The sequence below is a fragment of the Mesorhizobium sp. WSM2240 genome, from assembly GCF_040438645.1.
Taxonomy (GTDB): Bacteria; Pseudomonadota; Alphaproteobacteria; order Rhizobiales; family Rhizobiaceae; genus Allomesorhizobium.
In genome coordinates, this window is sequence record NZ_CP159253.1 from 4,960,885 (window position 1) to 4,982,712 (window position 21,828).

At 62.9% G+C, this 21,828-nt stretch carries 23 protein-coding genes; 4 read left to right on the forward strand and 19 right to left on the reverse strand.

All coding sequences use genetic code 11. The features are described from left to right. Positions 1 to 62 precede the first annotated feature (62 nt). From leuC to rimM, 10 genes are all read right to left on the reverse strand, one after another. Positions 63 to 1,472 (reverse strand): 3-isopropylmalate dehydratase large subunit, encoded by a 1,410-nt coding sequence (gene leuC / locus ABVK50_RS24640; RefSeq protein ID WP_353644083.1) that lies wholly within the window; start codon positions 1,470 to 1,472, stop codon positions 63 to 65. Positions 1,473 to 1,749: 277 nt separating this feature from the next. Next, positions 1,750 to 2,325: an MgtC/SapB family protein gene (locus ABVK50_RS24645; RefSeq protein WP_353644082.1), complete on the reverse strand. Its 576-nt coding sequence runs from the start codon at positions 2,323 to 2,325 to the stop codon at positions 1,750 to 1,752. Between the two features lie 62 nt (positions 2,326 to 2,387). Then, complete coding sequence (locus ABVK50_RS24650; protein WP_353644081.1) at positions 2,388 to 3,023, reverse strand: class I SAM-dependent methyltransferase; 636 nt, start codon at positions 3,021 to 3,023, stop codon at positions 2,388 to 2,390. After that, positions 3,020 to 3,829, reverse strand: coding sequence for an amino acid ABC transporter permease (locus ABVK50_RS24655; RefSeq protein WP_353644080.1), 810 nt, complete (start codon positions 3,827 to 3,829; stop codon positions 3,020 to 3,022). Before ABVK50_RS24655 ends, ABVK50_RS24650 begins: the two co-directional genes overlap by 4 nt. 82 nt (positions 3,830 to 3,911) lie before the next feature. Then, positions 3,912 to 4,706, reverse strand: coding sequence for a transporter substrate-binding domain-containing protein (locus tag ABVK50_RS24660; RefSeq protein WP_353644079.1), 795 nt, complete (start codon positions 4,704 to 4,706; stop codon positions 3,912 to 3,914). 81 nt (positions 4,707 to 4,787) lie between these two features. Then, on the reverse strand, positions 4,788 to 5,084 hold the full coding sequence (locus ABVK50_RS24665; RefSeq protein ID WP_353645825.1) for a GNAT family N-acetyltransferase: 297 nt from the start codon (positions 5,082 to 5,084) through the stop codon (positions 4,788 to 4,790). A 238-nt stretch (positions 5,085 to 5,322) separates the two neighbouring features. After that, the gene (locus tag ABVK50_RS24670) at positions 5,323 to 6,138 is read right to left on the reverse strand and encodes a class I SAM-dependent methyltransferase (protein ID WP_353644078.1); all 816 of its coding nucleotides are present in this window, start codon (positions 6,136 to 6,138) and stop codon (positions 5,323 to 5,325) included. A 56-nt stretch (positions 6,139 to 6,194) separates the two neighbouring features. Further along, positions 6,195 to 6,749, reverse strand: coding sequence for a 50S ribosomal protein L19 (gene rplS, locus ABVK50_RS24675; protein ID WP_353644077.1), 555 nt, complete (start codon positions 6,747 to 6,749; stop codon positions 6,195 to 6,197). Between the two features lie 259 nt (positions 6,750 to 7,008). Continuing rightward, complete coding sequence (trmD, locus tag ABVK50_RS24680; RefSeq protein WP_353644076.1) at positions 7,009 to 7,698, reverse strand: tRNA (guanosine(37)-N1)-methyltransferase TrmD; 690 nt, start codon at positions 7,696 to 7,698, stop codon at positions 7,009 to 7,011. Beyond that, positions 7,695 to 8,291, reverse strand: a complete 597-nt coding sequence (gene rimM / locus ABVK50_RS24685; protein ID WP_353644075.1) for a ribosome maturation factor RimM — start codon at positions 8,289 to 8,291, stop codon at positions 7,695 to 7,697. Before rimM ends, trmD begins: the two co-directional genes overlap by 4 nt. 103 nt (positions 8,292 to 8,394) lie before the next feature. On the opposite strand from rimM, the gene ABVK50_RS24690 reads away from it, so the two are divergent. The 4 genes from ABVK50_RS24690 to ABVK50_RS24705 all read left to right on the forward strand — a co-directional run bounded on the left by ABVK50_RS24690 (position 8,395) and on the right by ABVK50_RS24705 (position 11,339). Continuing rightward, the gene (locus ABVK50_RS24690; RefSeq protein ID WP_353644074.1) at positions 8,395 to 9,333 is read left to right on the forward strand and encodes a tyrosine recombinase XerC; all 939 of its coding nucleotides are present in this window, start codon (positions 8,395 to 8,397) and stop codon (positions 9,331 to 9,333) included. A gap of 74 nt (positions 9,334 to 9,407) precedes the next feature. Beyond that, the gene (locus tag ABVK50_RS24695) at positions 9,408 to 10,475 is read left to right on the forward strand and encodes a TraB/GumN family protein (protein WP_353644073.1); all 1,068 of its coding nucleotides are present in this window, start codon (positions 9,408 to 9,410) and stop codon (positions 10,473 to 10,475) included. Between the two features lie 83 nt (positions 10,476 to 10,558). Further along, positions 10,559 to 10,756 carry a hypothetical protein gene (locus ABVK50_RS24700; protein WP_353644072.1) on the forward strand — a complete coding sequence of 66 codons (198 nt, stop codon included), beginning with the start codon at positions 10,559 to 10,561 and terminating at the stop codon, positions 10,754 to 10,756. A 136-nt stretch (positions 10,757 to 10,892) separates the two neighbouring features. Next, positions 10,893 to 11,339, forward strand: coding sequence for a hypothetical protein (locus tag ABVK50_RS24705; RefSeq protein WP_353644071.1), 447 nt, complete (start codon positions 10,893 to 10,895; stop codon positions 11,337 to 11,339). Between the two features lie 78 nt (positions 11,340 to 11,417). On the opposite strand, the gene lpdA is transcribed toward ABVK50_RS24705, so the two are convergent. From lpdA to mdh, 9 genes are all read right to left on the reverse strand, one after another. Further along, a complete protein-coding gene (lpdA, locus tag ABVK50_RS24710) occupies positions 11,418 to 12,824 on the reverse strand; it encodes a dihydrolipoyl dehydrogenase (RefSeq protein WP_353644070.1) in 1,407 nt (468 codons plus the stop codon). Positions 12,825 to 12,907: 83 nt separating this feature from the next. Then, entirely contained in the window at positions 12,908 to 13,384 is a 477-nt protein-coding gene (locus ABVK50_RS24715) for a hypothetical protein (protein ID WP_353644069.1), read from the reverse strand. Between the two features lie 216 nt (positions 13,385 to 13,600). Continuing rightward, positions 13,601 to 14,908, reverse strand: a complete 1,308-nt coding sequence (gene odhB, locus ABVK50_RS24720) for a 2-oxoglutarate dehydrogenase complex dihydrolipoyllysine-residue succinyltransferase (protein WP_353644068.1) — start codon at positions 14,906 to 14,908, stop codon at positions 13,601 to 13,603. Between the two features lie 57 nt (positions 14,909 to 14,965). Continuing rightward, positions 14,966 to 17,953, reverse strand: a complete 2,988-nt coding sequence (locus ABVK50_RS24725) for a 2-oxoglutarate dehydrogenase E1 component (protein WP_353644067.1) — start codon at positions 17,951 to 17,953, stop codon at positions 14,966 to 14,968. A gap of 15 nt (positions 17,954 to 17,968) precedes the next feature. Then, complete coding sequence (locus ABVK50_RS24730) at positions 17,969 to 18,310, reverse strand: DHCW motif cupin fold protein (RefSeq protein ID WP_353644066.1); 342 nt, start codon at positions 18,308 to 18,310, stop codon at positions 17,969 to 17,971. Positions 18,311 to 18,320: 10 nt separating this feature from the next. Next, positions 18,321 to 19,226 (reverse strand): succinate--CoA ligase subunit alpha, encoded by a 906-nt coding sequence (gene sucD / locus ABVK50_RS24735; protein ID WP_353644065.1) that lies wholly within the window; start codon positions 19,224 to 19,226, stop codon positions 18,321 to 18,323. Between the two features lie 8 nt (positions 19,227 to 19,234). Further along, complete coding sequence (locus ABVK50_RS24740; protein ID WP_353644064.1) at positions 19,235 to 19,606, reverse strand: cupin domain-containing protein; 372 nt, start codon at positions 19,604 to 19,606, stop codon at positions 19,235 to 19,237. 4 nt (positions 19,607 to 19,610) lie between these two features. Further along, complete coding sequence (gene sucC / locus ABVK50_RS24745; RefSeq protein WP_353644063.1) at positions 19,611 to 20,804, reverse strand: ADP-forming succinate--CoA ligase subunit beta; 1,194 nt, start codon at positions 20,802 to 20,804, stop codon at positions 19,611 to 19,613. A 10-nt stretch (positions 20,805 to 20,814) separates the two neighbouring features. Continuing rightward, complete coding sequence (gene mdh / locus ABVK50_RS24750; protein ID WP_353644062.1) at positions 20,815 to 21,783, reverse strand: malate dehydrogenase; 969 nt, start codon at positions 21,781 to 21,783, stop codon at positions 20,815 to 20,817. Positions 21,784 to 21,828: the final 45 nt, after the last annotated feature.

Sequence of the window (21,828 nt, forward strand, 5' to 3'; positions counted from 1 at the left end):
GTTAAGCCCAAGCTGCGAAACGGAAAATCCGCCCCGCAGGCCGGGCGATCATCAGAGCACGTCTATTTCCACTCGCGAATGTCGACGAAATGCCCGGCGATAGCCGCCGCCGCCGCCATGGCCGGCGAGACCAGGTGAGTACGGCCCTTGAAACCCTGGCGTCCCTCGAAATTGCGGTTCGAGGTCGAAGCGCAGCGTTCGTGCGGCTTCAACCTGTCGTCGTTCATCGCCAGGCACATCGAGCAGCCCGGCTCACGCCAGTCGAAACCGGCGGCGATGAAGATCTTGTCCAGCCCCTCGGCCTCGGCCTGTTCCTTGACCAGTCCCGATCCCGGCACGATCATCGCGTTGACGCGCGGATTGACCGTCTTGCCCTCGACGACCTTCGCCACCTCGCGCAGATCCTCGATGCGACCATTGGTGCAGGAGCCGATGAAGACACGGTCGAGTTCGATATCGGTTATCCTGGTACCGGCCGTCAGACCCATATAGTCCAGCGCCCGCTGCTTCGAGGTGCGCTTGTTCTCGTCGGCGATTTCCGCCGGATCTGGCACGACGCCCTGGACCGAGACGACATCCTCCGGCGACGAACCCCATGACACGATCGGCGGCAAATTGGCAGCGTCGAGCACCACCACCTTGTCAAAATGCGCGCCCTCGTCGGATTTCAGCGTCTTCCAGTATTCGAGCGCCATGTCCCATGCCTTGCCTTTAGGCGCGCGCGGCTTGTCCTTGACATAGGCGTAGGTAGTCTCGTCCGGCGCGATCAGGCCAGCGCGGGCGCCGCCTTCGATCGACATGTTGCAGATCGTCATGCGCCCTTCCATCGACAGCGCGCGGATCGCCTCGCCGGCATATTCGATGACGTAGCCGGTGCCGCCGGCCGTGCCGATCTCGCCGATGATGGCGAGGATGATGTCCTTGGCGGTGACGCCGGCGGGCAATTCCCCGTCGACCCGCACCAGCATGTTCTTGGCCTTGCGCTGGATCAGCGTCTGGGTGGCCAGAACGTGCTCGACTTCCGACGTGCCGATGCCGTGCGCCAGCGCGCCGAAGGCGCCGTGCGTCGAGGTGTGGCTGTCGCCGCAAACGATGGTCATGCCCGGCAGCGTGAAGCCCTGCTCCGGGCCGACGATGTGAACGATGCCCTGGCGGCGATCCTTCTCAGAATAGTATTCGACGCCGAAATCGGCGGCGTTCTTCGCCAGCGCCTCGACCTGAATGCGACTTTCCTCATTCTTGATTCCGAGTTTGCGGTCGGGCGAGGTCGGCACGTTGTGGTCGACCACGGCGAGCGTCTTTTCCGGATGCCGTACATTGCGGCCGGTCATGCGCAGCCCTTCGAAGGCCTGCGGGCTGGTCACCTCGTGCACAAGATGACGGTCGATGTAGAGCAGGCAGGTGCCGTCGTTCTGGCGGTCGACGACATGGTCGTCGAATATCTTGTCGTAGAGGGTGCGCGGTGCGCTCATTTGCGTAAATCCGTCGATGAGGAAGAGATAAAGGACTTCAGCCGAAGCCGTAAGCCGCCGGCCCGAGTGACAGGCTCAGATAAGTCGGCTGGTTAGTGCGCCGGAAATCCGCGCAAAGAACCGTGCAGGCAGGCGCTTCTTGTCCTGCAGCACGAAACCCTTGTAGGCCGGATTTCCGAACAGTTCTTCCATGCGGCGCTCTTATCAATGTTTTGGGAGTTGGGCAATTGCCTCCGCCGGCAGCGAAACACTGCGATCCCCTACACTGCGCCCAGAGTTACCGATCCGATGGCTGCGCATGCGAGGGATCATCCGGCTTGGGCTCGACCGTCCGCTGGGCTTTGTCGCCCCCTGCCGAATTGTTGAAATCCGGACCTTTGTTCAGGTCGAGCCGGGTCTCGAGTGTTTGCAGCAATCCCAGGACGATCAAGGCCAGCACAGTGCCGAAGGCGGCGATCTGCCAAAGGCCAAGCCCGGCGGCGAGACCGATGGCGCCGGCCAGCCACATTCCGGCGCCGGTCGTCAGTCCGTGCACCTCGCCGCGCGCAAACAGGATCGTTCCGGCAGCGAGGAAGGCCACTCCTGCGGTCACCGCCTCGACCACGCGGATCGGGTCGAGCCGGACCGCATCGTCAACGAACATCGGCGCATTGACGATCTCGATGGTCAGAATGGCGAAGGTCGCTGAGGCGACGCAAACGAGAATATGCGTTCGCAAGCCCGCGGGACGATTGCGCCATTCGCGCTCGAAGCCGATCGCTGCGCCGAAGATCGTTGCCAGAAGCAGCCTGGCGGCTATTACCGGAAATCCCGTGAATGTACGGTGGCCGAATTCTTCCAGAAGCTGTTCCATAAAACCCTCGAGCGACACGGCAGTAACGTGCCGGCTGGAAGGCGGTTCCGGAGGGCGGTTGGCTACAGGATCTCGAATACGAACGCCTGCACCAGCACTTCGGGCTCGGCCACGGCGAAGGCGCGGAACGATGGGCTCTCCTCGACCTGCCGCCAGCGGTGCGCCTGCTCCAACACCGCGAATTGCTCGCGAAATTTTCCGCCCAGCAGAACCGTGTCGCGAACGGTGAAGATCGCATGGCCGCCGGGCCGGGTTATGCGCACCAGTTCGTCGAGGCTCGAAGCCGGGGCATGGCCTTCGGTGAAGACGCCGGTCGAAAAGAACGCGGCGAAATGGTCGTCCGGCCAAGGCAGCATCTCGCCGAGCGTGGCACGCCGAAGTTCTCGATACGCGCCGCGCGCGGCGGCGAGAGCCAACATCTCTTCGGAAAGATCGAGACCATCGATTTGGTTGTAGCCCAGCGCCCGCAGATAGGGACCGGACAGGCCGGTGCCGCAGCCGGCATCGAGCAGCGCGTCAGCGTCCCTGCCGACATAGCGCGCGACCCAGCTTGTGATCATGAAGGGCAGGCAATAGCCGGAGGCCGCGGTCTCGCGATCGTAGGCATTCGACCAGGCTGCATAGGCTTGCGCCAGTTCGTCCGCAGTCCGCGCCGTATAGACCTGCTCGAGCGCCGATTTGTCGCGATTGGCAGTCATGCCATGCGTCCCCTTCGCAGGCGCTGTTCCAGCCCCCTCAGCCCGAGCGACAGGCCGACCGTCAGCACCAGATAAATATAGGCCACTATGGAGTAGGTCTCGAAAAAGCGGAACGAGCCGGAAGCATAGACCTTCCCCATCTGGGTGATGTCGGCGACGCCAAGCACGGAAACCAGCGAGCTGTCCTTGACCATGGCGATGAAATCATTGCCGTAGGGCGGCAGGATGGTGCGGAACGCCTGCGGCCAGATGATGTGGCGGAAGCGCCGGTAGCGCGACAGGCCAAGCGCCTTGGCTGCCTCGATCTGACCTGTGTCGACGGCCTGGATGCCGGCCCTGAATATCTCCGCGATGAAGGACGAATAGGCGATGGTGAGCGCGATGATCGCGCGCCACATCAAGGAAACGTCGCGCACCTGCATGGGCTCGGTTATCCCGGCGGCCTGCAGCGGATAGGAAATCCAGTTCCACAGCACGACGAAGGCAGGCGCGCCAACGAAGGCGATCCAGAACAAGAGGACCAGGATCGGAATGCCGCGGACGATCTCGACATAGAAGCGCGCGGCCTGACGCAGCCAGACCGAACCGGACAGGCCGAGAAGCGCGATTGCGAGGCCGAGCGCGGAAGCCAGCGTATAGCCGACCAGCGTGACGAAAACGGTTACGCCGATGCCCTTGGCGACGATGGAAAACACCTGCGAATAGAGATCGCTGGCCGCGATGAACAGCGCCGCCGCGACGGCAAGCGCCCCGGCGGCGGCCAGCCACCAGGGGAATTCCTTCTCAGGCTTGGCGGAAGGGGGCATCAGTCAGGGCTGCGCGGTACGGCGCGCGCAACCGTTGCGAGTCGGCAAATCCGGGAAGCCAAGCATCCTCGATAGGCCGGGCTTACTGCCCCATCTTGTAGTCGAGGAACCACTTCTTGTTGAGGGCATCGATGGTGCCGTCGGCCTTCATAGACGCTATGGCGGCATTGACCGGCGCAACGAGGTCGGAACCCTTGGCGAAGATGAAGCCGAAATCCTCGGTGCCGAGCGGGCCGCTGATCACCTTGAGCTTACCCTCCGACGCTTCGACATAGCCGTTCGCCGCGACGCCGTCGGTCAGCACCAGATCGACGTCGCCCGATTTCAACGCCTGCACGGAAGCGCCGAAGGTCTCGAACAGCTTGATGCGCGGGTTCTGCTCATCGCCGTCGAGCACCTCGTAGACCGCGACATAGAACGGCGTCGTGCCGGCTTGCGTGGCGATCAGGCCGTCGGTCATCGCGGCGAAGCTTTTGGGGTCGGTGAAGCGGTTCTCGTCGGCGCGAACCAGCATGCGCATTTCCGAGCGCATATAGGGGTCCGAGAAGTCGACCTTCTCCTTGCGATCGTCCTTGATGGTGATGCCGGTCATGCCGATCTGGTACTGGCCGTCGGAGACCGCCTGGATCATCGCGTCCCACGAGGTGTTCTGGTACTCGACCTTGAAATTCAGCCGCTTGGCGATCTCGTTCATCGCGTCATATTCCCAGCCGATCTGCTCTCCGGTCTTGGGATCGACGAACTGCAGCGGCGGATAGGCGTTCTCGGTGACAACAACAACATTCTTCCCACCGAGATCGGGCAGCGCCTGAGCGAAAGCCAAAGCCGGCATCAGAAGCACAGCCAGCAATCCGGCCAGAGAAATTTTTGAAGTCATGTTTCGCTCCCAAGCTTTGCGGAAACAGAATGGTCCGGCGAGTTTAGCCGCCGTCCAGCGGCAAACAAGCCATGCAGCCTGCTATTTTGCTGGACGGCGCAGGTCCAGAGCCAGCAATTCTTCATCAAAAAAGCGGCCGTCCACGCATAACGCATCCCGCTCGAGACCGTAGGACTGAAAACCGAGCGAGCGATAGAGCCGGCGCGCGGCGGTGTTTTCGGCTGTCACGGTGCATTGAAGCATCACGCCCAGCGCTTGCGCATGGGTAATGATCCTTTCGACGAGCTTTCGCCCCAGTCTGGCCGCACGCCAATCGGGCGCGACATAGACCGCCACCATCGTGCCCTTGTGCCTGGTCTTCTCGCGGGTGTTCTGGATATAGGTCGCCGTGCCGACGAGCCTTTCCCCGGCGAACGCACCAAACGAACGCTGGGGGCGGCCGGCACGGCGCGCCTGATCATCTCTTCATCAGACAGCGCTTCCTCGTCCGAGATGCTCGCTCCGAAAGACAGCGGGCTGTCGCGCAGAGCCTCCAGCCTCAGCGCGCAATACTGACCGGCATCGGTTTCGACCAGCGGCCTGATAAGGATATCGGAAGACAGCATGATCAGGCCGATTACCGCTTCGTCGCACCGATCGAAAACGACATCGGGATCTTCGGCATGCCTTCGGGAAGCACGAACTGATCCTCTCCCGCCTCCACCACGAAGGGAAACGCCTTCCAGACGACGATCTCGTGCTCGTGCAGAAAGTCGATCGACAGCCCGGCCGCGATCAGCGCGTTGACGATGTCGGAGAGCGGGTGGATCCATTCATAGCAGCGCGTGTTCGTCAGCGCCCGCGCGTCGCCCGTATAGGTCTGTGCCTCGTCGAATACCAGCGGCTCCGCCACTGGCGTGCGCCAACCGAATTCCAGTTCCAGCCTGCCTTCACGCGCCTCGAACTGGTTCATCGCCGGATGCCCCTCCAGCAGATAGAGTTTGCCGTTGGGCCGTAGCAGCGCCGCCACGACCCTGGCCCAGGCAAAGATGTCGTCGAGCCAGTTTATCGCGCCCCAGGTGACGAACACCATGTCGTAGGTCTGGCCGAGCGCCTCGGCGGCATCGAACACCGACGCCTCGACAAAGCGGACATCGGCTCCGGCATTGGCGGCGAACCCGCGCGCCGCCTCGATCGCTTTCGGCGAAAAGTCGAGACCGGTCGCGCTCTTCGCGCCCAGATGCTTCAGGCTGATCGTGTCGAGGCCGATATGGCACTGCAAGTGGACAATATCCTTGCCGGAGATGTCGCCGATCTCGCCGGCTTCCAGAGCGTGCAGCGAGGAGCCTCCGGCCAGCACCTTGGCTATTCGGTAGCTGCCGGTGGTGTCGCTCGAATGCAGTTCGGCGCGATTGTCCCAGTTACGCAAATTAGCGGCTGAAAACTCGTTCATCTTCTCCCCCAACAAAAAAGGCGGCCGAAGCCGCCTTTGAAGAATTTCCGCCAGGCTTATTCGGCGGCGGTCTCGGCCGGCTTTTCGGCTTCCGCGGCGGCTGCAGCCTCGGCGGCGGCCTTCTTTTCAGCGGCTTCCTGAGCGGCCTTTTCGGCTGCCAGAGCCTCGGCGGCAGCAATCTTCTCGGCCTCGATGCGCGCCTTTTCGGCGTTCAGCGCGTCGCGCTCGGCGTCATTGAGCTTGCGGGCGCGAACGCCGGTGTTTTCCGAAATGCGGGCCGACTTGCCGCGGCGATCGCGCAGATAATAGAGCTTGGCGCGGCGAACCTTGCCGCGGCGAACGATTTCGACGCCTTCGACCATCGGCGAGTACACGGGGAACACGCGCTCCACGCCCTCGCCATAGGAGATCTTGCGCACGGTGAAGCTTTCCTGGAAGCCGGAGCCGGAGCGCGCGATCACCACGCCTTCATAGGCCTGCACGCGGGTGCGGCTGCCTTCGGTCACGCGCACCTGCACGCGCACCGTGTCGCCTGGCTGGAATTCGGGAAGCGTGCGTTTCGCTTCAATTTTCGCGGCCTGTTCGGCCTCGAGCTGACGGATGATGTCCATCGCCTTTACCTCTTCTTGGTTCTCAACAGCCAGAGCGCCCGGCGCTTGCGTTGCAGTCCCATTGACCGCTCGGCTATGCCTTTCTTCCAGACGGAAGCGAGACAGGGGCGAATTCACCGTCCTTGTTGACGGGTCCCGGTCGAATATTGCCGGTTGGGCTGCGCGCATACACGCTTCCGGCGCGTTTGTCACCTCCAGCGCCCGTCTTTTTTGCCACATGGGTGCAAATGCAGGGCGGACCTTCTACTATGTCGCCAAGCTAATCCTTTGCAGCGAGCAGATCGGGGCGGCGCGCCCTGGTCAGCCGCTCGGCCTGCTCGCGCCGCCAAGCCGCGATCTTCGCGTGATTGCCGGACGTCAGCACTTCGGGAATCGCCCGGCCCTCGAACTCCTGCGGCCTCGTATAGTGCGGATGCTCGAGCAGTCCGTTCTCGAAGCTCTCCTCATTACCCGAAACCTCATTGCCCATGACGCCCGGCAGCAGCCGAACGACCGCGTCGAGCAGCACAAGCGCCGCCGGTTCGCCGCCGGACAGGATGAAGTCGCCGATCGATACTTCCTCCAGCGCGCGCGCGTCGATCACACGCTGATCGACGCCTTCGAAGCGGCCGCACAAGATCACCGCTCCCGGCCCGTCCGCGAGTTCGCGCACCCGCTCCTGCGTCAGCGGCTTTCCGCGCGGGCTCATCAGGATGCGCGGGCGCGCATCGCCCGCGGGCGAAGCGTGATCGATGGCCCGGGCAAGGATGTCGGCGCGCATCACCATGCCCGCACCTCCGCCGGCCGGCGTGTCGTCCACCGTCCTGTGCCGATCGGTGGCGAAGTCGCGTATCTGCACGGCTTCCAGCGACCACGTTCCGGTTTCCATCGCCCGGCCGGCGAGAGACAGGCCGAGATGGCCGGGAAACATTTCGGGGTAGAGGGTCAGGACGGTCGCGCGAAAACTCACCGGTTGTCTCCCGCATCGCTGCGCCCGCGCGGACGCTTTCCCGGATCGAAATTCTCACCCTCCGGTTCATCGTCCTCGCTTTCGACCAGCCCGGCAGCCATCGTGTCGACGGCGATGAATCCGCCATCAATGTCGACCACCGGCACGGCTGCCTGGGTGAACGGGATCAGAACCCCCTTCCTGCCGCCGAGGATAAGCTCCAGAAGGTCGCCGCCGCCGAAATTCTGCACCGCCGCTACCTTGCCGATCTCGGTTCCCGTCTCGTCCCTCACCACCAGGCCGACCAGGTCCGTGTGATAGAATTCGCTATCCTCGCCCTCGTCAGGCAGAGCGGAGCGGTCGACGAAAAGTTCCGTGCCTGCCAGCGCCTCGGCCGCGTTGCGGTCCTTGACCTCCTTGAAACGCACCACGACGACGGTGTTTGCCGGCCTGATACCAGCGATCTCGAAAGATCGCCCGTCCCTGGTGAAAAGCGGTCCGTAATCGCCCAGCGCGAGCGGGTCGGCGGTGAACGTCTTGACGCGCAATTCACCCTTGATGCCGTGCGGCGCGCCGATGACGGCCATCTGGACCGGGTTTTTGAGCTTGGACATGTTCATTCCCTACTCGCCGCCTCACTGCATTTCAATCGCGCCATTCTTCACCGCTTGCTAACTTCGGCGCATCAGCATGCGTCGAATCGCCGGATAGCTCGCCATGCAGGAATTTCTCATCTCGGCCAGGCCCGACCTCCAGGCGGCGCGCGAAGCCTGGCTTAAGATGCTGGTCAGGGAGCGCCGGCTGTCGGCGCTGACCGTCGAGGCCTACGAACGCGACACGAGGCAGTTCTTCCAGTTCCTGACCGGACATTGCGCAGGTCCGCCCGCTATTGCGGATATCAGCGAGCTCCGGCCGGCCGACCTGCGCGCCTTCATGGCGTCTCGGCGCTCCGGCGGAGCCGGGCCGCGCACCCTCGGCCGCGGACTCGCCGCCATCCGCTCGTTCCTGCGCTTCCTCGAACGCCGCGGCCTCGTCAACGCCGCGGGGGCGGCGGCTCTTCGCGCGCCGAAGCAGCCGAAATCGCTGCCCAAGCCGCTGACGGCATCGGATGCAAGGCGCGTCGTATCGAGCGGCGAGCAGCTGGCCGAAGAGCCTTGGATCGCCGCCCGCAACGCCGCCGTGCTGACCCTGCTCTACGGTTCCGGCCTGCGCATTTCCGAGGCGCTCGGCCTTTGCGGCGGCGAGCTTGCTGGCGAAGGCGATATGGTGCTCCGGATAACCGGAAAAGGCGGCAAGACCCGGCTGGTTCCGGTGTTGCCGATAGCGCTGCAAGCGACCGCCGAATACCGCAGGCTGTGCCCTTACGATCTCGATCCGAAGGCGCTGCTGTTTCGTGGCGCTCGCGGCGGCCCGCTCAACCCGGCGATCGTCCAGCGCGAAATGCAGAAATTGCGCGGCGCGCTGAACCTGCCCGACACGGCGACGCCGCACGCGCTGCGCCACTCCTTCGCCACGCATCTGCTCGGCAGGGGCGGCGATCTCCGCACCATCCAGGAGTTGCTGGGACATGCCAGCCTTTCGACCACGCAGGTCTATACCGGCGTCGACACGGCGCGCCTGCTGGAAGTCTACGAAGCCGCTCACCCCCGCGCGTAGCACATGCCTTCGATTGGACAATTTTCGAGTGCCGGTTAACCGTTTCGCCTCTTTTAGTGGCTAACGATGCGCCGATGAAACGCGTGATAGCCCTTGCCGACCGAAGCGCAATGCCAGCTTTGAAGCTGCTTGCCGCGGCCAATGTGTTGTTCCTGATCTCTTTCGCTGTCATGCTCGCGCTCGCGACCGGCGAGGCACGCGGCGAAATTCCAGCCTGCAAGGGCGTCGACATGCTTGCCGCCATAGAGCGGGAAGACCCGGCGCTGCTGGCCAGGATCAGGGCGGAGGCCGCAGCCACGCCGAATGGCGATTCCCTGCTGTGGAAGCTGGAGAAGGCGGGCCAGGAGCCTTCATTCCTGTTCGGCACGATACATATGACCGATCCGCGGGTCACCAGCCTCTCGCCTTCAGCGAAAAGCGCTTTCGACGCCTCGCAGACCGTTGTGATCGAAACGACGGAAGTCCTGGATCCGGCAAAGATGCTTGCCGGCATGATGAAGAACCCCGAACTGACTATGTTCACCGACGGCACCACGCTTATGTCGCTGATGTCGCCCGAAGACGCCGAAGCGGTCGAAAACGCGCTCGACGAGCGCGGCATTCCACCCGCGACTGTAGCCAAGATGAAGCCTTGGATGCTGTCGGCGATGCTTGCGCTTCCCGCCTGCGAGCTCGCGCGCAAGGCGGCCGGCGCCCCGGTGCTCGACGCCAAACTGGCGGAAGATGCGAAGGCGGCCGGCAAGAGGCTCGAGGGTCTCGAAACGGTGGCCGATCAGCTCGAAGCCATGGCGTCTCTGCCGATCGAGTTCCATATGCAGGGTTTGATCGATACGCTGAAACTCGGGGATCGCACCGACGACGTGATCGAAACCATGATCGTTCTCTACAAGAGCGGCCAGACGGGCATGTTCTGGCCCTTGTTCCGCGCCGTGCTCCCCGGCGAGGATGGCGACGAGGCGGGCTATGCGGCTTTCGAAGAAACCATGGTGACGGCCCGCAACCGGAACATGGCGGCGAAGGCCGCGCCGATGATCGACGAGGGCAACGCCTTCATCGCTGTGGGCGCGCTGCACCTTCCCGGTCCGAATGGATTGATCGAATTGCTGCGCAAGGACGGCTATACCGTTTCCGCGGTGCGCTGAGCCATTCACGCAAAGCGTGATTTGTCCCTTGCGCCACTTCTGGTAGTCTTCATCCGTCCAATCGATTGCGAAGGATGACGATCATGACAAAATCGCTCCTGCTGGCCGCTGTTCTTGGCCTCTCGACTTCCGGGGCTTTCGCCTGCGAATTCCAAAGATCGGTCAAGGTCGACAAGACGGTTGTTGCAAGCGTCGCGACGACGGCGTCAGAGCAATCCATGTCGACGCCCGCACCGGTGATCGTGCCGGAGAGACCGGCCGTCGAACAAGAGGCCGAGTAGCGCTACACGCATCCCGGCATTTCGCCATGAAAGGCTCCCGCCCGACCGGGCGTCTTCTGGCCGGCTCTCCAATGAAATGAAACCGAATCGGCAATTGCGCGTTGTCCCGTCAGCTTAACCAGACGGAGTACCGACTATGGCCGACCCATCACGCATACCGGATCCGCGCGCGAACGATCCGGACAACCCGTCTACGCCCGTCGGAGCCGATCCGCTAAGCTCCGATCCGCGGCTTAATCCAGCCAATTCACAAGATCCGCGCGTCGTCGACAACCGCAATGTCGTCCAGTCGAGAGCCGCCAGCAGCGGCGTCCTGATAGCCGCCGTGGTCCTTGTGCTCGCCGTCATCGCCTACTTCGTCTTCGCACCGGGCACCGATACTGCCGTGACGCCGACAGGTGAGGCGGTGACGACCGAACCGGCAACGCCGGCCCCTGATGCGACGGCCCCTGCGACGCCCGCTCCGGACGCAACGGCTCCGGCGCCTGACGCGAGTGCTCCGGCAACGCCGGCCCCTGATGCAACCGCTCCGGCTGAACCGGCTCCGGCGCCTGCCGAGCCTGCTCCGGCCCCCGCGCAGTAATACCTGGAAAAGAAAAACGGCCCGCTTTCGAGCGGGCCGTTTCGGCATGTCATCTCGCGGGCGAAGCGAGGAAAGCCCTCACATGTGGATCGGCTTGGAGAAGGTGGCGAGCGCCGCCTCCTTGACTGCCTCCGACATGGTCGGATGGGCGTGGCAGGTTCGGGCCAGGTCTTCCGACGAGCCTCCGAACTCCATTAGCACTGCGGCTTCGTGGATCATCTCGCCGGCGCCGAAGCCGACGATGTGAACGCCGAGCACCCGGTCGGTCGCCTTGTCGGCGAGGATCTTCACGAAACCGTCGGTATGCAGCATGGCCCGCGCCCGTCCGTTGGCGCTGAACGGGAATTTTCCTGCCTTGTATTCTATCCCTGCCTTCTTCAGCTCTTCCTCGGTCTTGCCGACCGCCGCAATTTCGGGGCTCGTATAGACCACGCCCGGGATCACGTCGTAATTCACATGTCCGGCCTGCCCGGCGATGATCTCAGCCACCGCTACACCCTCTTCCTCCGCCTTGTGGGCGAGCATCGGGCCAGCGATGACGTCGCCGATCGCGTAGATGCCGGCAACATTGGTTCTCAGATGCCCGTCGGTGTTGACCCGGCCGCGATCGTCCAGTTCGACGCCTGCTTCGGCAAGACCCAGCCCATCGGTATAGGGCCGGCGTCCGGTGGCGATCAGCACGATATCCGCCTCGACCGTTTCGGCATCGCCGCCCTTGACCGGCTCGAAGGTGACCGAAGCGCCCTTCTTCGTCTTCGCCACAGCCGTGACTTTCGAGCTTAGCTTTATGTCGAAACCCTGCTTGGTCAGCATGCGCTGGAACTGCTTTGCAACCTCGCCGTCCATGCCGCCGAGGATCGTGTCGAGGAACTCGATGACTGTGACTTTCGAACCGAGGCGGGCCCAGACCGAACCGAGCTCGAGCCCGATCACGCCGCCGCCAACAACCACCAGATGCCCAGGCACCTTTGCGAACTCCAGGGCGCCGGTCGACGAAACGATCACCTTCTCGTCGAAATCGACCTCGACGCCCGGAATGCCGGCAACGTCGGATCCCGTGGCGATGACGATGTTCTTCGTCTCGATCTCTTCGGTTTTGCCGTCCTCGCCGGCGACCGCGACCTTGCCGGCGCCGAGCACCTTGCCCGTCCCGCGGAGCACGTCGATCTTGTTCTTCTTCATCAGGAAGTCGAGACCCTTGACGTTCTGCTCGACCGTCTGATCCTTGTGCGCCAGCATGTTCTTCAGATTGAGCTTCGGCGTGCCGACGTCGACCCCCAGCGCCGCGAAGGAATGCCCGGCCTCCACGAACATCTCGGACGCATGCAGCAAAGCCTTGGAGGGAATGCAGCCGACATTGACGCAGGTGCCGCCATGGGTGGGACGCTTTTCGACCACCGCGGTCTTGAGCCCGAGTTGCGCCGCCTTGATCGCGCAGACGTAGCCGCCCGGGCCAGTTCCAATCACCACGACATCGTAAGCCATTTTCCATCCTTGTACGGTTTGAGCGGCCTCGCCCGCTCACTGAAATTATGGTCCGGCGTGGCGGTTTGCCACGGCGGAGCCATTCACTCCTGGCAACCCTTCAATGCAAAAACATCCCACGGCACCTTCGCGAGCCCGTCCGCGCCGAAAGCCGCCGATCTTTGCAGCGAAGGGCCGAGATCCGGGAAAATCAGCTTGGCCGGCGCGTCGCCGCCTTCGGCGGGCAGAAGCTCGATATTGCCCTTGTCATCGGACGTGTAGATGACGCCCTGCCAGACCGTGCAAATCGCAAGCTCAGCCCCGGTCACGTCGCCTTTCGGGCATTTGTGCATCAGCATGCCGTTGGGCCGGGGCACGGCTTCCGTCCACATCACGATACCGTCGAGCACCACGTCATCTTCGAGGAGCATGCGGAATGTGTTGGTGACCACCGCCGTATTCCCGGTCGGGGCGAAGTTGATCTCGGCCACGCCGTCGCGTTCGCCATAAATGGCGAGTTCCATCGGGCAGGCTGCGAACGCCGACGCGGACGATGCCGCCAAAATTCCAAGCGCAGCCATGGCCCGCGCCAAAACCAAGGCTTCGCCTCCAGCGCTGACGGCTTTCTCGCTGAACAGACCGGGCAGCATCAAGACATCAGCCTGATCAGCATCAGAAGGCCGACGATTGACGCAGCAGCGGCTTCCATGGATTTCCCCCGGTCGCATATTCCGGAAGCGGAATTGCTTCCGGAAAGCGCTGTTACAACTCGCGGCTATAGATCGGCGAAGCCGCGTCTAAAGATCCAGCACCAACCGTTCAGGATCCTCGAGGCTCTCCTTGACCCGCACCAGGAAGGTCACCGCTTCCTTGCCGTCGACGATTCGATGGTCATAGCTGAGCGCCAGATACATCATCGGCCGGATGACGATCTGGCCGCCGACCACAACCGGCCGCTCCTGGATCTTATGCATGCCGAGAATGCCCGATTGCGGGGCGTTGAGGATCGGCGTCGACATCAGCGAGCCATAGACGCCGCCATTCGAGATGGTGAAAGTGCCGCCCTGCATGTCGGCAACCGAGAGCTTTCCGTCCCGCGCGGCAAGGCCCAGCCGGCCGATCTCCTTCTCGATCTCGGCGATGCTCATCTGTTCGGCGTCACGCACCACGGGCACGACAAGGCCCTTTTCGGTGCCGACGGCCACGCCGATATGGGCGTAGTTCTTGTAGATGATATCGGCGCCGTCGATCTCGGCGTTGACCGCGGGGATCTCCTTCAGCGCATGAACGATGGCCTTGGTGAAGAAGCCCATGAAGCCGAGCTTCACCCCGTGCTTCCTTTCGAACACATCCTTGTATTTCGTGCGCATGTCCATGATCGCCTTCATGTCGACCTCGTTGAAGGTCGTCAGCATGGCGGCGGTGGACTGCGCTTCCTTGAGCCGGCGGGCGATGGTCTGGCGCAGCTTGGTCATGCGCACGCGCTCTTCGCGCGTCTCGTCGCCCGCCGAAGAGGGCGCACGGGCAGCGGCCGGCGCGGCGGGTGCCGGTGCGGCCTGCGGGGTCGAAATCCCCTTGGCCAGGGCTTCGAGCACATCGCCCTTCAGAACCTGACCGCGCTTTCCGCTACCCTCGATCTGATCGACGGCGACATTGCTTTCGGCGAGCAGCTTGGCGGCTGCCGGCGCCGGCGGCATCTTGCGGTCAACAATCGGCGCACTGCCGGCGATCACGCTCGCCTTCTCGACGGCTTCCTTGGCCGAGTCGGCCCCCGCCTTGCCTGCGGCTTGCGCGACCGCCTCAGGCCTGGCCGCCTCTTTCGCAGCCTCGGCTTTCGCCGGTTCCTTGGCGGCAGGTTTTGCACCCTCGCCCGCCGAAATCGTGCCCAGCAGCGCGCCGACGCCGACCGTCTCGCCGTCCTTGGCAGTGATCTCAGCCAGCGTGCCGGCGGCGGGCGCCGGCACCTCGATCGTCACCTTGTCGGTTTCGAGTTCGACCAGCGGCTCGTCGGCCGCAATCGCGTCGCCTGCCTTCTTGAACCATTTGCCGATGGTCGCCTCGGTGACGGATTCGCCGAGCGTGGGAACGCGGATTTCGGTAGCCATCTTATGCCTGTCCGTTTCTGAATGTCTTGGTTGCCATGGTCGTCCGAAACTACTTCGCTACTCGCCGAGCGCATCGTCGAGCAATGCCTGCAACTGCGCCAGATGCTTCGACATCAGGCCGGTCGCGGGTGATGCTGCAGCCGGCCGTCCCGTATAGCGCACGCGCTGATGCTTGGCGTCGATATGGGCGAGCACCCACTCCAGATAAGGATCGATGAACGACCACGCACCCATGTTCTTCGGCTCTTCCTGGCACCAGGTCATTTCCGCGTTGCGGAAGCGCGACAGCTCGTTGATCAGCGCCTTGGCCGGGAACGGGTACAGCTGTTCGACCCTTAGCAAATAGATATCGTTGATGCCGCGCTTCTCGCGCTCTTCGTAAAGGTCGTAATAGACCTTGCCGGAGCAGAGCACGACACGGCGGATCTTCGAATCCTTGACGAGCTTGATCGGCTGGTCGGGCAGAAGCTGCGCGTCGTCCCACAGCAGCCGGTGGAAGGCGCTTTCGCCTGACATCTCTGCCAGCGTCGAGACGGCGCGCTTGTGGCGCAGCAGCGATTTCGGCGTCATCAGGATCAGCGGCTTGCGGAAATCGCGCTTCAACTGCCGGCGCAGAATGTGGAAATAGTTTGCCGGAGTGGTGCAGTAGGCGACCTGCATGTTGTCTTCCGCGCAAAGCTGCAGGAAGCGCTCCAGGCGCGCCGACGAATGCTCCGGGCCCTGGCCTTCATAGCCGTGCGGCAGCAGGCAGACGAGGCCGGACATGCGCAGCCATTTTCGTTCGCCCGAGGAGATGAACTGGTCGAACACCACCTGCGCGCCATTGGCGAAGTCGCCGAACTGCGCTTCCCAAAGCGTCAGCGCCTTGGGATCGGCCAGCGAATAACCGTATTCGAAGCCGAGCACCGCCTCCTCCGAAAGCATGGAATTGACGACTTCGTATTTTGCCTGGGCCGCGCTCAAATTGTTCAACGGTATGTAGCGGCTCTCATCCTTCTGGTCATAGAGCACCGAATGGCGCTGCGAGAACGTGCCGCGTTCCGAATCCTGGCCGGAGAGCCGGACCGGATTGCCGTCGAGCAGTATGGAGCCGAAAGCCAGCGCCTCGGCAGTCGACCAGTCGATGCCTTCGCCGGAATCAATCATTTTCCGCCGCGTCTCCAGAAAGCGGCTGATCGTCCTGTGCGCCTCGAAGCCGTCGGGCACCTCGGTCAGCTTCTTGCCAATTTCCTTGAGCGTCTTGAGCGGCATGGCGGTCTTGCCGCGCCGCCGCTCGTCCTGATTGTCGGCGGTCCGAAGACCCGACCAGGCGCCATCCAGCCAGTCGGCCTTGTTGGGCTTGTAGGACTGCCCGACCTCCCACTCGCTTTCGAGATGAGCGCGCCAGTCGGCCTTCATCTTCTCGTACTCTTCTTGGGTCAGATGGCCTTCGGCGATGAGCTTCTCGGCGTAGATCTGCACCGTCGTCTTGTGCGAGCGGATGGCGCGATACATGATCGGCTGCGTGAATGCCGGCTCGTCGCCTTCATTGTGGCCGAAGCGCCTGTAGCAGAACATGTCGATGACGACCGGCTTATGGAACTTCATCCGGAATTCGATCCCCACCTTGGCGGCGTAGACCACGGCCTCCGGGTCGTCGCCGTTCACATGGAAGATCGGCGCCTCGATCATCTTGGCTACGTCCGACGGATAAGGAGACGAGCGTGAGAAGCGCGGATTGGTGGTAAAGCCGATCTGATTGTTAATGATGAAGTGCAGCGTGCCCGCCACGCGATGGCCGCGCAGACCCGATAAGCCTAGTATTTCCGCGATCACGCCCTGACCGGCGAAGGCGGCATCGCCATGCAGCAGCAGAGGCAGCACCTTGGCGCGATCCTCCAGCGGTATGATCTCGTCGCGCCCGCGACCGTATAGCAGGTCCTGCTTGGCGCGCGCCTTGCCCATCACCACCGGATCGACGATCTCAAGATGCGACGGGTTGGCGGTCAGCGAGAGATGCACCTTGTTGCCGTCGAACTCCCGGTCCGAAGACGCGCCAAGGTGATACTTCACGTCGCCCGAGCCTTCGACGTCGTCCGGCGCGTAGGAACCGCCCTTGAACTCGTGGAAGATCGCCCGATGTGGCTTGGCCATGACCTGCGACAGTACGTTGAGCCGGCCGCGATGTGCCATGCCCAGCACGATGTCTTGCATGCCGAGCGAGCCGCCCCGTTTCACGATCTGCTCAAGCGCCGGGATCAGCGATTCGCCGCCGTCCAGGCCGAAACGCTTGGTGCCCTTGTATTTGACGTCGATGAACTGCTCGAAACCTTCCGCCTCGACCAGCTTCTGCAGGATGGCCTTCTTGCCCGCCGGGGTGAAGGCAATGCCCTTGTCCGGGCCTTCAATCCGCTCCTGCACCCATGCCTTTTCTTCCGGGTCAGACATGTGCATGAACTCGACGCCGAGCGTCGAGCAGTAGGTTCGCTTCAATATGTCGAGCATCTCGCGGATGGTCGCATATTCGAGCCCGAGAACGTGGTCGATGAATATCTTGCGGTCGTAATCCGCATCCGTGAAGCCATAGGCTTCCGGCGACAATTCGTTGTAATCCTCCATCGGCTTGGCGATGCCGAGCGGATCGAGATTGGCGTGCAGATGGCCGCGCATGCGATAGGCGCGGATCATCATGATGGCGCGAACCGAATCGCGCGTCGCCTGCAGCAAGTCGGCGTCGGAAAGCACCGCGCCGCCAGCGGCGGCCTTGTCCTTGACCTTCTTTTCGACGTGCTTCTCGACCAGGCCCCAATTGCCGTCGAGGGCCGAAACCAGCTCGCCATTGGCCTGCAGCGGCCAACTGGGACGAGCCCAGGAAGCGCCCTTGGCGTTCTTCTTGATGTCGATCGCGTCGTCCTTCAGCGCGCCGAAGAAATCGCGCCACTGAGCGTCCACCGAAGACGGATCGTCCTCATAAGCAGCGTGCAGTTGCTCGATGTAATCGGCATTGCCGCCATAGAGGAATGAAGTAAGAGAAAACTGGTCGTTGGCCTGATCTTGTCGTGCCATCGCACTACCCTTTTCTTAGTCGACCGCAAAAAGTCGCGCGCCGATGGAAGTCTGCGATCGATGCGCTTCCGCCTCGTCGGCGACCTGATAACTCATGCCTGGCTTCAGAACGAACTCGCGACCATCGTCGAGCGTGGTTTCCAGTTCGCCCTCGAGACAAAGGAGCACGTGCCCATTCCGGCACCAATGGTCCGACACATAGCCTGGAGAATACTCGACCATGCGCACACGGATGCGGTTTTCGTCCGGCCCGAAGTGACGCGTCCGCCAGATCGCCTCACCCCTATCGCCCTTGTGCACCGTCGGTTCGACCTTGGACCAGTCGGTAGCGCCGAAGGGAATGGCTTCCAATCGCATGATCTGGTTCTCAGCCCTTGATCGCCTCGACCAGCGTCGTGCCGAGCCGGGCCGGCGAAGGCGACACGCGGATGCCCGCCGCTTCCATCGCTGCGATCTTGTCTTCGGCGCCACCCTTGCCGCCGGAGATCACCGCGCCGGCATGGCCCATCGTTCGTCCGGCCGGAGCCGTGCGGCCGGCGATGAAGCCCGCCATCGGCTTTCTACGGCCGCGCTTGGCTTCGTCAATGATGAACTGCGCGGCATCCTCCTCGGCCGAGCCGCCGATCTCGCCGATCATGATGATCGACTTGGTCTCGTCGTCGGCCAGGAACATTTCGAGCATGTCGATGAACTCGGTGCCTTTCACGGGATCGCCGCCGATGCCGACGGCGGTCGACTGGCCGAGCCCTTCATTGGTCGTCTGGAACACCGCCTCATATGTAAGCGTGCCGGAGCGCGACACAACGCCGACCGAGCCCTTGCGGAAGATGTTGCCCGGCATGATGCCGATCTTGCATTCATCGGGCGTGACGATGCCCGGGCAGTTGGGGCCGATCAGCCGCGAGTTCGAGCGGTCGAGGCGCGCCTTGACCTTGACCATGTCCATAACCGGGATGCCTTCCGTGATGCATACGATCAGCGGAATCTCGGCCTCGATCGCCTCGATGATTGCGGCGGCGGCGCCAGCCGGCGGCACATAGACCACGGAGGCGTTGGCGCCGGTCCTTTCCTTGCCTTCGGCCACCGATGCGAAGATCGGCAGTTGGGCGCCGCCTTCGACCGAACCCCAGGTTTCGCCGCCCTTCTTCGGGTGAATGCCACCGACCATCTTGGTGCCGTGATAGGCAAGCGCCTGCTCGGTATGGAAAGTTCCGGTCTTGCCGGTCAGGCCTTGCACAAGGATCCTGGTGTTCTTGTCGATGAGAATGGACATTGAGATTCCTAGAGCCGCTTGAGATCGGTAACGGTGAGATTGCTTTGGGCGTTGCCGGTGTTGACCGTGGTCGCCGGCTCGAACATCAGCACGACGGGCTCTTCGGTCAGCGAACGCGGCCGATGTTCGACTCCCCGCGGCACGACGATGAAATCGCCTTCGCCGAGCTCAACGGGACCGTCGCGAAAGTCGATGGCGATTCTCCCGCGCAGCACCAGAAACGCCTCGTCTTCCTTTTCGTGAGCGTGCCAATCAAACGCGGCGCCGAACTTGGCGACCTTTGCCTGGCTGTCGTTGACATCGCCGGCGATATGCGGATCGAGCACCTTGGTGATTGTCCGGTCCGCCGCTTCAACGAGGTTTATTTTGCGCGGAGGCATGGCCTCAACCCTTCACCGCCGCGACGATCTTCTTGGCGGCGTCATCGAGGTCGTCGGCCGAGATAACGTTCAGGCCGCTCTCGTTGATGATCTTCTTGCCGAGTTCCACATTGGTGCCTTCCAGGCGCACCACCAGCGGCACTTTCAGCCCGACTTCCTTGACCGCCGCGATCACGCCCTCGGCGATCACGTCGCAGCGCATGATGCCGCCGAAGATGTTGACCAGGATGCCTTCGACCGCCGGATCGGCGGTGATGATCTTGAACGCCGCCGTGACCTTTTCCTTGGACGCGCCACCGCCGACATCGAGGAAGTTGGCGGGCTCGGCGCCGTAGAGCTTGATGATGTCCATCGTCGCCATCGCCAACCCGGCGCCGTTGACCATGCAGCCGATATTGCCGTCGAGCGCGACATAGGCGAGATCGTGCTTGGAGGCTTCGATCTCCTTTTCGTCCTCTTCGGTCGTGTCCCGCAGTTCCATGATCTCGGGGTGGCGGAAGAGTGCGTTGTTGTCGAACGAAACCTTGGCGTCGAGCACGCGCAGGTGGCCGTTCTTCATGACGATCAGCGGATTGACCTCCAGAAGGCTCATGTCTTTTTCGAAAAACGCCTTGTAGAGGATCGGAAACAGCGTCTCGCCGTCCTTTGCCGCATCGCCGGACAGCTTCAGCGCGCCATTCAGCGCCTTCAGATCGTCGGCGGTGACGCCCTTTTCCGGATCGATCGCCACGGTAACGATCTTCTCCGGCGTGTCGTGCGCGACAGCCTCGATGTCCATGCCGCCCTCGGTCGACACGACGAAGGCGATGCGGCCGACTGAGCGATCGACCAGGATCGACAGATAAAGCTCGCGGTCGATGTCGGCGCCGTCCTCTATATAGAGGCGGTTGACCTGCTTGCCGGCCGGGCCGGTCTGCTTGGTGACGAGCGTGTTGCCGAGCATTTCCCTAGCGTTGGCGACGACGTCTTCGACCGACTTCGCCAGCCTGACGCCGCCCTTGGCGTCGGGCGAAAGCTCCTTGAACTTGCCCTTGCCGCGGCCGCCGGCATGGATCTGGCTCTTCACCACATAGAGCGGTCCGGGCAGTTTCTTCGCCGCCGCCTCGGCCTCGCCCGCACTCATGATCGCGACGCCCTCGGCGACCGGCGCGCCAAATCTCTTCAGAAGCTGCTTGCCCTGATATTCGTGGATGTTCATCGCAAAGGCCTCACTTCTTGCCGAGATTGGGGGCGATGCCGACGCAGGCCTCGCAAAGCGCCGCCACCGATTCCACCGACTTGTCGAACATCTTCTGCTCGGCGCTGTTCAGGTCGATCTCGATAACGCGCTCGACGCCGCCGGCGCCGATGACGGTCGGCACGCCGACATACATGTCCTTCACGCCGTACTGGCCGGAAAGATAGGCCGCGCAGGGCAGAACGCGCTTCTTGTCGCGGAGATAGGCCTCGGCCATCTGGATGCCGGAAGCTGCCGGCGCGTAGTAGGCCGAGCCGGTTTTCAGCAGGCCGACGATTTCCGCGCCGCCGTCACGAGTGCGCTGCACGATCTTTTCGAGCTTCTCCTTGGAGGCCCAGCCCATCTTGACCAGATCCGGCAGCGGGATGCCGGCGACGGTCGAATAGCGGGTCAGCGGCACCATCGTGTCGCCATGGCCGCCGAGCACGAAAGCGGTGACGTCCTCGACGGACACCTTGAACTCCTCAGCCAGGAAGTAGCGGAAGCGCGCCGAATCGAGCACTCCGGCCATGCCGACGACATGACTCTTGGGTAGACCGGAGAATTTCTGCAGCGCCCAGACCATGGCGTCGAGCGGGTTGGTGATGCAGATGACGAAGGCCTTCGGAGCATATTTTTTGATGCCAGCGCCGACCTGTTCCATGACCTTGAGGTTGATGCCGAGAAGATCGTCGCGGCTCATGCCGGGCTTGCGCGGCACGCCGGCCGTGACGATGCAGACATCGGCGCCCTCGATTCCGGAATAATCGTTCACGCCCGTAACCCGCGCATCGAAACCCTCGACCGGCGATGACTGGGCGATGTCGAGGCCCTTGCCCTGCGGGATGCCTTCGGCGATGTCGAACATCACGACGTCGCCGAGTTCCTTCAACCCGATCATATGGGCGAGGGTGCCGCCGATCATGCCGGAACCGATGAGCGCTATTTTGTTGCGTGCCATTTGTGGAGATTTTCCCTGTGTCTGTGACAGGCGCGCGGCGGCGCC